A 6,552-nucleotide genomic window follows, 5' to 3' on the forward strand; every position below is an offset into this window, starting at 1 on the left:
ATTGTTTAACGGGCGCCCCTTTACGGGCTGAGGCGGCTTAGAAAATGGCTTTGATCGTACAGAAATTTGGAGGCACTTCGGTCGGCTCTGTGGAGCGGATCGAGCAGGTCGCCGACAAGGTTAAGAAGTTCCGCGAAGCCGGCGATGACCTGGTGATTGTGCTGTCGGCGATGAGTGGCGAAACCAACCGCCTGATCGATCTGGCCAAGCAGATCAGCGGCGAAGCCATACCGGTTCCCCGTGAGCTGGATGTGATCGTGTCCACCGGTGAGCAAGTGACCATCGCTTTGCTGGCCATGGCATTGATCAAGCGCGGTATTCCTGCGGTGTCTTACACCGGGAATCAGGTGCGCATCCTCACCGACAGTGCTCACAATAAAGCGCGAATCCTGCAGATCGATGATCAGAAGATTCGCAGCGATCTGAAGGCTGGTCGTGTGGTCGTGGTTGCCGGTTTCCAGGGCGTAGACGAGCACGGCAACATCACCACGTTGGGGCGTGGCGGTTCCGATACCACCGGGGTGGCGCTGGCCGCGGCCCTGAAGGCTGACGAGTGCCAGATCTACACCGATGTGGACGGCGTCTACACCACCGATCCGCGTGTGGTACCCAAGGCTCAGCGCCTGGACAAGATCACCTTTGAAGAGATGCTGGAAATGGCCAGCCTCGGTTCCAAGGTGCTGCAGATCCGCGCGGTCGAGTTTGCTGGCAAGTACAACGTTCCGCTGCGCGTGTTGCACAGCTTTCAGGAGGGTCCGGGCACCCTCATTACTATTGATGAAGAGGAATCCATGGAACAGCCGATCATTTCCGGCATCGCTTTTAACCGCGATGAAGCCAAGCTGACTATCCGTGGCGTGCCAGACAATCCTGGCGTGGCCTTCAAGATTCTCGGCCCGATTAGCGCGTCGAACATTGAAGTCGACATGATCGTGCAGAACGTTTCGCACGATAACACCACCGACTTCACCTTCACCGTGCACCGCAATGACTACCTGGCTGCCCAGACCGTGCTGGAAAACACCGCACGTGAAATCGGTGCCCGTGAAGTGGTCGGTGATACCGACATTGCCAAGGTTTCGATCGTTGGTGTCGGCATGCGCTCTCATGCGGGCGTAGCCAGCCGGATGTTTGAAGCCCTGGCGAAGGAAAGCATCAACATCCAGATGATCTCCACTTCTGAAATCAAGGTGTCGGTGGTGATTGAAGAGAAGTACCTGGAGTTGGCGGTACGTGCGCTGCATACCGCGTTCGAGCTCGACGCTCCGGCCCGACAGGGCGAGTAATGCGTGTTTGAAAGGGGCGCGGTCTGACCGCGCCCTTTGTGTTTTTGATCGGCGCGGGAGAAAGCTGTTCTTTTGCCCGTGCTAGTCAATACTTAGGCGTGTAGGACTGCAGCCGCCCTGGTTGTAGGCCGACACCCTTTTTTTTGCAGACTGTAGTCCCTGAAAATGTAATGCGTGAGGAGATAGGTATGCTGATTCTGACTCGTCGGTGCGCAGAAAGCCTGATCATTGGTGATGGCGAGATCACTGTGACCGTGCTCGGCGTCAAAGGTAATCAAGTGCGTATTGGTGTCAACGCCCCCAAAGAAGTGGCGGTTCACCGTGAGGAAATTTACCTGCGGATCAAGAAAGAGAAGGACGAAGAACCAAGCCATTAATTTTTATCGTTTTTTTTGTTTGCAAACGGGGAGAAAGCTGGTTAATATACGCCCCGTGTTGCGGAGAGCTGGCCGAGTGGCCGAAGGCGCTCCCCTGCTAAGGGAGTACACCTCAAAAGGGTGTCGGGGGTTCGAATCCCCCGTTCTCCGCCATTATTTGCTTAGTACGTTGTAATCTGGCTTCTTCTGTAAGTTGTTGAAATTACTAGAAAAAGTGCTTGACAAGAAGATTGAACGGCCTATAATGCGCGGCAACAAATGCACTCGTAGCTCAGCTGGATAGAGTACTCGGCTACGAACCGAGCGGTCACAGGTTCGAATCCTGTCGAGTGCACCATTTAAGAGTTAGTTGCAGCGATGTAGTTAACTTGGCTTCAACCAGTTGTGGTCTGGTCTAAAAACACAAAATGCACTCGTAGCTCAGCTGGATAGAGTACTCGGCTACGAACCGAGCGGTCACAGGTTCGAATCCTGTCGAGTGCACCATACAACAGAAAGCCCGCATCGAAAGATGCGGGCTTTTTGCTTTCTGCGATTTATCCATCTATCTCTCTTCTTATGGCTTGTGGCTGGAACGGCTTAGTTTGCTGGCAGTCGAATGGCGTGCTGCCTCCAGCTTTTTTCTTTTGGCATGTGTTTTCTTTTTCTGCGGGGGCGTCGCAGTTTCATAGATTCGGGCGCTGCTTAGGTTTGTGTCGCAAGCGCTTGTTCTTGCCACGATTTTTTAACGTTTAAAGCTGCCAAGGGGTGTATCATTGCGCCCGTCAGCCCCGCCGGGGCTTGTGGAATACCTCCATGGACTTACCCAGTAGTTATTCAGTATCCCGTTTTCACAATCATGAACTGACTGATTGATCCTTCCGGCGTGCTCCTCTGCTGGGAGTGGAGTTCGCCTATGACCGAAGTAGAAGTAAAGAAAACGCAGGAAAGCCTGCAAGACCGTCTCGCTCAAGTCGTTGAGCTGCTGCAGCGCCAGCGGGTGGTCGAAGACCTGACGCATCGTCAGGAAGGTCACCACCACGATCGGGTCGAGAACCTGGTCCACCGGCAAAATCTCGTCGAGTTGCAGCGCAAGCTTGATGATCTGCACTCTGCCGACGTTGCCTACATCCTTGAAGCCTTACCGCTGGAAGAGCGCCTGACCGTCTGGCAATTGGTCAAGGCCGAGCGCGATGGCGACATTCTTCTTGAAGTATCCGATTCCGTTCGTGAAACCCTGATCGCCGACATGGATGATCACGAGCTCCTGGCCGCCGCCAAGGAGATGGACGCTGACGAACTCGCTGACCTGGCTCCCGAGCTGCCGCGAGACGTTGTCCATGAGCTCATGGAGACTCTCGATGGCCAGCAGCGTGAGCGTGTTCGCTCTGCGCTGTCCTATGACGAGGAGCAGGTCGGTGCGTTGATGGACTTCGAGATGGTGACGATCCGCGAGGATGTCAGTCTTGAAGTGGTGCTGCGTTACTTGCGTCGGCTCAAGGAGCTGCCAAGTCATACCGACAAGCTGTTCGTGGTGGATTATGACGGCGTGCTCAAGGGTGTCCTGCCGATCAAGCGCCTGTTGGTCAATGATCCCGATAAGCAAGTCTCGGAAGTGATGGCCAGCGATCCGGTGAGCTTTCATCCTGATGAGGATGCCTATGACGCGGCTCAGGCATTTGAGCGCTATGACCTGATTTCGGCTCCTGTGGTCGACAAGAATGACAAGTTGATCGGTCGCTTGACCATCGACGAAATGGTCGACCTGATTCGTGAGGAAAGTGAAACCGAAGTCCTCAATATGGCGGGTTTGCGCGAGGAGGAAGATATCTTCGCCTCGGTCTGGAAGTCCTTGCGCAACCGTTGGGCTTGGCTGGCCATCAATCTGATCACGGCGTTCGTCGCGTCGCGCGTGATCGGCCTGTTTGAAGGCTCCATCGAGAAATTGGTAGCCCTGGCGGCCTTGATGCCGATTGTTGCTGGCATCGGCGGCAACTCGGGTAATCAGACCATCACCATGATCGTTCGGGCCATGGCCTTGGATCAGGTGAGCACTGGTAATACTTCGCGCCTGATGCGCAAGGAGCTGGCAGTGGCCCTGATCAATGGCCTGGTCTGGGGAGGGGTGATCGGTGTTGTTGCCTACATGCTCTACGGGAGTTGGTCGTTGGGAGTGGTGATGACTGCCGCGATGACTCTGAACCTGTTATTGGCGGCCTTGATGGGGGTTTTGATTCCCATGACTCTGGCGCGTCTGGGGCGTGATCCGGCAATGGGTGCCAGCGTAATGATTACTGCCATGACCGACAGTGGCGGTTTCTTTATCTTCCTCGGCCTGGCGACGATCTTCTTGCTTTGACTCTTCCTTTATGTATAGGTAACCCGCGAAGCGCCTTTATGGCGCTTCGTTGTTTTTATTGCAGGCAAAAAAAAGCCAGCAACTAGGCTGGCTTGAGCATTCTGGGAATAGTCAGTTGGCGTCTGCGGCCATTTCAGCGTCATGGGCTATCAGCGAAACCAAAGCGTTTTGCTGGCGATGTGAAAGTTGGCGGAAACGTTGAAGTAGTTCGCGCTCATGCAAGGACAGCTCTGGGCTGTCCAGGCGCATGCTCAACTCTTCACCCAAGGCGCCTTCCTGAATAAGACTCTGTTCCAGGCGCGCGATGATTTCGGAGTTCATGCTGCGGTGATGATTGCGAGCCACCTCGGCAATGCGTTCACGCATCCCGTCGGGTAGACGTACGACGAACTTGTCAGCCGTACGGCTGGAATAAATTGCCTGTTTCAATGGGCGCATATATTTAACCGGTTAGTTCAGGGGAGCGGTTCTCGGAATTGGCCGCGGGCTGTCTTTTAGGACAAGCCGTATTGCCAAATGTTCAACCTGAATTGTTAAGAGGCCCGCATCATGCCTCAAAATTGCCAGATCCTTGGCGTCAATTCTGTGACAAATATTGAACTGGATAAAGGCGTTATGCCAGCACCAATTATCAGAAATGCGGACTGGTTTGAAAAGATCGCCGACTCCGCATTGTGGGCCGCATTCTCCCATCCGAGGGGAGTGTCAGGGCACGGGCGAACGTGCATGCTATGCGGGTGAGAGCGTAATCCCTACTTGTTAGAGGATAGTGGCAAATGGCCGATTTACTAGTTGGGCTATCCAGGGCGGCGACCAGTGCCGGGTAGAGTGATTTATCTGATGGGGCCCTCAGGGGCTGGCAAAGATAGTTTGATTGACGCGGCCAGGCAGCCTATCAGCACATTGGGGTGTGAGGTGGCAAAAAGAGTCATCACCCGCTCGGCTGAGTCTGTGGGCGAGGAAGCGCTCGAAGTTACGGTCGAGGAGTTTGAGCGGCGTGTGGCGTTGGGTGAGTTTGCTTTGTTCTGGCGTGCCAATGGTTTGGGTTATGGCATTCCCAGGCAGATTGATGCTTGGCTGGCACAGGGGCGAAATGTTTTGGTCAATGGTTCCCGAGGGTATTTGCGCCAGGCGCGAAAACGCTATCCCGATCTGGTTCCTATAGTTCTGACGGTCGATGACGAAGTGCTGCGCCGGCGTTTGCTGCGTCGTGCCAGGGAAAGTCTGCCAGAGATTGAGCGTCGTCTGCAGCGCAACCAGCAGTTTGTCAGTGCTACCTGGCTGGATGAAGAGCGTGTCATACGCTTGGATAATTCGGGTGAGCTTGAGGCCACTCTGGTGCGTCTGTTGGACATACTCCGTGAGCAGGGTGTCAACGCAGTACCGGGTCAAACTTGATCTTGCGCCCGACCAGAAGTGCCAGCAGGAACAGGCCGAACATCGAGCCGCAGATGATCAGTGCAGCATTTCCTATTGGGTCGTCAGGTAGTAGCAAGGCGGCAATGCCGCTGAGTAGCGTTAGACAGAGCAGGCTTTTGGCTGCATTGGACATGATGGCTCCTGGAGCGTGTTCTTAAATGGCTCAGCGTACATTTTGAGTGGTGCTGGGTTGCTGCTGATGCTGTCTATTGGTGGGCGGCTCGCATCTAAAAGGCGGGCTGGGTGTTCATTATCGCCAGATGCGGTTTAAGACCGTTTTGGTAATCAAGGGCGGCAGGTCTGGCGTTGTCTGCGGGTTGAAAGTGAAAAGTCGCAAGCACGATGATGGCGATCACATTTAATAGAAGTGGAGCGCTGTGTATGGGCGTTATCTCCGTAGTCCTCGTCCGCTTGCTCAAGCAGCTCGCGTGCCAGGAGTCTATCTTTAAAAAGTCCTTTAAAAATAAAGGCTTGTCTTGATGGTGAGAGGGCGATTCATTGCATATTGCAAGGATGGCTTTTGGTGGTGATGCAATTTGCACGCGGGGATCCTCAGCTAACAAATTGCTTCTGGCAGTTCGTACAAAAAGCCCAATGGATGACATGACAAACGTGGCCTTGGCCGTTAACATGCTTGCCGTTCGTTGCGCCTGACGGCCTCGGGCACTCGCTGTTTTGTCTCAGTAGCTCAATTGGATAGAGCATCCCCCTCCTAAGGGGAAGGTTGGCAGTTCGAACCTGCCCTGGGACACCATATTCTCCGAGACTCCCTCCCTCTGCCTATCTATAGCTGCCGCCTTTATTAAGGTTGGTCGCCGCTTCTCGTTGTAGTCAGTCTCCTGATTATATTCTCCAGGCCTGATGCCTGCGGCGCGTATGTTGCTCAATGTTATGGTTTGGGCGTCATTATCGGATTGCTGATTTGAGCGGGCTACTTGCGTAATGGCCTGGTTTCATTTCTCTTGAGCGCTGCGTTGAGGGGGCGTGTAACTAAGGCAGCTTTTTTCGCCTTGTTAACGATTCGATCGTCTCGGTCGAAAGCGGTTGAAAAGAGGTGTTGACAGCAGCGTGTAACGCTGTAGAATTCGCCTCCCGCTAACGAGAGATCGGAAGCGCAAGTGGTTGAAGTTGT

7 protein-coding genes and 4 tRNA genes are annotated in these 6,552 nt (G+C 54.2%); 8 read left to right on the plus strand and 3 right to left on the minus strand.

What is annotated here, in order from left to right; all coding sequences use genetic code 11:
• Positions 1 to 44: 44 nt before the first annotated feature.
• From GWQ44_RS23765 to mgtE, 6 genes are all read left to right on the plus strand, one after another.
• Positions 45 to 1,286: an aspartate kinase gene (locus GWQ44_RS23765; RefSeq protein ID WP_016968182.1), complete on the plus strand. Its 1,242-nt coding sequence runs from the start codon at positions 45 to 47 to the stop codon at positions 1,284 to 1,286.
• 188 nt (positions 1,287 to 1,474) lie between these two features.
• Positions 1,475 to 1,663 carry a carbon storage regulator CsrA gene (gene csrA / locus GWQ44_RS23770; RefSeq protein ID WP_002554426.1) on the plus strand — a complete coding sequence of 63 codons (189 nt, stop codon included), beginning with the start codon at positions 1,475 to 1,477 and terminating at the stop codon, positions 1,661 to 1,663.
• Between the two features lie 62 nt (positions 1,664 to 1,725).
• Positions 1,726 to 1,816: transfer RNA gene (locus tag GWQ44_RS23775), tRNA-Ser, on the plus strand.
• Between the two features lie 107 nt (positions 1,817 to 1,923).
• Positions 1,924 to 2,000: transfer RNA gene (locus GWQ44_RS23780), tRNA-Arg, on the plus strand.
• A gap of 72 nt (positions 2,001 to 2,072) precedes the next feature.
• Positions 2,073 to 2,149, plus strand: a tRNA-Arg gene (locus GWQ44_RS23785).
• Between the two features lie 409 nt (positions 2,150 to 2,558).
• Entirely contained in the window at positions 2,559 to 4,001 is a 1,443-nt protein-coding gene (gene mgtE, locus GWQ44_RS23790) for a magnesium transporter (protein ID WP_016968183.1), read from the plus strand.
• Between the two features lie 111 nt (positions 4,002 to 4,112).
• Here the strand turns inward: mgtE and GWQ44_RS23795 are convergent, their stop codons facing one another.
• The gene (locus tag GWQ44_RS23795) at positions 4,113 to 4,439 is read right to left on the minus strand and encodes an Arc family DNA-binding protein (protein WP_016968184.1); all 327 of its coding nucleotides are present in this window, start codon (positions 4,437 to 4,439) and stop codon (positions 4,113 to 4,115) included.
• 378 nt (positions 4,440 to 4,817) lie between these two features.
• On the opposite strand from GWQ44_RS23795, the gene phnN reads away from it, so the two are divergent.
• The gene (phnN, locus tag GWQ44_RS23800) at positions 4,818 to 5,399 is read left to right on the plus strand and encodes a phosphonate metabolism protein/1,5-bisphosphokinase (PRPP-forming) PhnN (protein ID WP_275928379.1); all 582 of its coding nucleotides are present in this window, start codon (positions 4,818 to 4,820) and stop codon (positions 5,397 to 5,399) included.
• Here the strand turns inward: phnN and GWQ44_RS23805 are convergent.
• Positions 5,374 to 5,553, minus strand: coding sequence for a PA3371 family protein (locus GWQ44_RS23805; protein ID WP_275928380.1), 180 nt, complete (start codon positions 5,551 to 5,553; stop codon positions 5,374 to 5,376). The two genes, phnN and GWQ44_RS23805, sit on opposite strands and share 26 nt — an antisense overlap.
• A gap of 94 nt (positions 5,554 to 5,647) precedes the next feature.
• The gene (locus GWQ44_RS23810) at positions 5,648 to 6,052 is read right to left on the minus strand and encodes a hypothetical protein (protein ID WP_275928381.1); all 405 of its coding nucleotides are present in this window, start codon (positions 6,050 to 6,052) and stop codon (positions 5,648 to 5,650) included.
• Between the two features lie 45 nt (positions 6,053 to 6,097).
• Between GWQ44_RS23810 and GWQ44_RS23815 the strand changes: the two genes are divergently transcribed.
• Positions 6,098 to 6,174: transfer RNA gene (locus tag GWQ44_RS23815), tRNA-Arg, on the plus strand.
• Positions 6,175 to 6,552: the final 378 nt, after the last annotated feature.

Origin of the sequence: Pseudomonas sp. 3MA1 (assembly GCF_029237275.1) — a bacterium.
In the GTDB taxonomy this organism is placed as follows: domain Bacteria; phylum Pseudomonadota; class Gammaproteobacteria; order Pseudomonadales; family Pseudomonadaceae; genus Aquipseudomonas; species Aquipseudomonas fluorescens_AP.